Raw genomic sequence first — 2009 nt, forward strand, 5'->3', positions numbered from 1 at the left:
GCATTAAGTCTAATGATAGATATTGTATGCGATTTGGCTCGCTATCATTCAGGTATAGTCTTTTGATAAAAAAAGCATGACTAAAAGCCATGCCTTGGGAATTCGTATAACGTGTATTATGTTAATTGTAGGAAAACTCAATAATTTTCTCTTTTCATTACTTTTCAAAAATATATTTTTTTTCCATGCTTATAGGACAAATAAACATATATTGAGCTTTAAACATTCCGTTTTTATCTTTTTTAATTTTTTTTACAGTCTCTTTAGATTGTAATACTTGTTCCAAATTTGCTAATAAATCTGTTTTTGCTTTATCTAGATCATTATTAAAAACACTCAAATTATATTTTTGATAATTACTCATGGCATAAGTAATAGCATCTAAATTCGTTTTATTATTTACTATTACGTCTGTAAAAAGGTCATATGCAACCAAACAGTAATTTTTGAACATATCTTTATTTCGAGCTAAAAATTCTTCTTTTTCACCTGCACAGCCAGATTTGTCATAAATAAACTTATTTCTATAATAATCGCTATCTTTTGGTGAATTTAAAATTACAACCCCATCCGGACTATACGAAAATAAATGATATCCAACATATCCTCCATAGGAATTTTTAGCATTTACTTCACCACAAACCACACTCTCACCAACAGAATTTTTGATTTCCCTTAAATTTTGAAACTTTGTAGAGTCAGGATCTTTCATTTCCTGCTTTACTTTACTTTGAGCCATATTTAAAAATTTATTTTTTTCAGCATAAACAGAACCAATTAAAAGAATATTAAGAATGATGAAGTATATTAATTTGTTCATGAAGTCCCCGTTATTTAATGAATAGACCATAATTTAACATAATGGTGGTTATACGAAATTGACAATATGTACAGGATTCTGTACATTTAGGATTGTAAAGTTTCAATCACTACCGCCTAGGTAGTCTAGCTAGCAGCGTTTTGACGCAGCTTACCCTATGAGGGATAGATATATGCATGTATTTACATATACGGACGCACGTAACAATTTAAAATCTGTTTTAGATAAAGTAATTGATGATGTAGACGTTGCTTTTATTACAAGAAAAGAAGGTGGCCATGCTGTAGTAATGGGACAAGATCATTACGATAGCTTAATGGAAACGTTATATCTCCTTTCATCTCCAAATAATGCAAGTCGTTTAAATGAATCAATTGCTCAATTACGTGCAGGGAAAACAAAACACAGAGAGTTGATTGAGGATGACGAATCGTAACGTCGAATGGACTGATAATGCCTGGGATGAATATATCTATTGGCAGACACAGGATAAAAAGATACTTAAGCGTATTAATACCTTAATCAAAGAATGTCAGCGAACACCTTTTGAAGGAACAGGAAAACCAGAACCTTTAAAAGCTAATCTTTCAGGATTTTGGAGTCGTAGGATTGATGAAAAGCATAGATTAGTTTATGAAGTGACAGATGAACGAATCTCTATAATTCAATGTCGATTCCATTACTAACAAGATCCCCTATTTTTAGGGGATTGTTTTTTTATTTAATACAAAATCTCATATGCGAAATTTAGGTGTTATTCCATATAACGCCATTAAAAAGATCTTTATCTTTCTGCCTATTTTCTTCAGTCTTACTTTCCGTGCTTAAAAACTTTTCAAAATCGGTTAGTTGACCCTTAAAAGATTCATCATTTTTCAGTTTGTTTAGAACCCAAGCCCCCAGTAGAATTTTACGTCTAGTATCATCTTTTCTTTGTCGATCAGAATTTTTCTTTTTTTCACGAGCAGCAATAGCTTGTTTTTGTGCTTTTAGTTGTCTTAATCGTTCTTCTTGCTTTGCAATTTTTTGCTCTAAAGTTTCAACACTCATACCATCACCATCTCAAGGAATCCCCCTCAAGCATAGGTCTGTTTGAATTGAAATTCAAGACAGCCCATGCTATCGTGGTTTTCCCGAAGGGCGCACTTAGCCATTGGATTTCATCCAATGGTGCGACAAGGGGTAAATC

General features: G+C 32.3%; 4 protein-coding genes. 2 read left to right on the plus strand and 2 right to left on the minus strand.

Annotated features, from left to right (window positions below; all coding sequences use genetic code 11):
* Positions 1–157 precede the first annotated feature (157 nt).
* Positions 158–820: a hypothetical protein gene (locus tag FTV42_RS16440; protein ID WP_057692831.1), complete on the minus strand. Its 663-nt coding sequence runs from the start codon at positions 818–820 to the stop codon at positions 158–160.
* Between the two features lie 172 nt (positions 821–992).
* Here FTV42_RS16440 and FTV42_RS16445 point away from each other — a divergent pair, with 172 nt between their 5' ends.
* Together FTV42_RS16445 and FTV42_RS16450 are read left to right on the plus strand one after the other, a co-directional pair.
* On the plus strand, positions 993–1256 hold the full coding sequence (locus FTV42_RS16445; protein WP_000557944.1) for a type II toxin-antitoxin system Phd/YefM family antitoxin: 264 nt from the start codon (positions 993–995) through the stop codon (positions 1254–1256).
* A complete protein-coding gene (locus FTV42_RS16450) occupies positions 1243–1506 on the plus strand; it encodes a Txe/YoeB family addiction module toxin (protein WP_000184943.1) in 264 nt (87 codons plus the stop codon). Before FTV42_RS16445 ends, FTV42_RS16450 begins: the two co-directional genes overlap by 14 nt.
* Positions 1507–1567: 61 nt before the next feature.
* On the opposite strand, the gene FTV42_RS16455 is transcribed toward FTV42_RS16450, so the two are convergent.
* Positions 1568–1870 carry a hypothetical protein gene (locus tag FTV42_RS16455; protein ID WP_000110201.1) on the minus strand — a complete coding sequence of 101 codons (303 nt, stop codon included), beginning with the start codon at positions 1868–1870 and terminating at the stop codon, positions 1568–1570.
* Positions 1871–2009 lie beyond the last annotated feature (139 nt).

The organism is Acinetobacter sp. YH16052 (assembly GCF_013417155.1).
In the GTDB taxonomy this organism is placed as follows: Bacteria; Pseudomonadota; Gammaproteobacteria; order Pseudomonadales; family Moraxellaceae; genus Acinetobacter.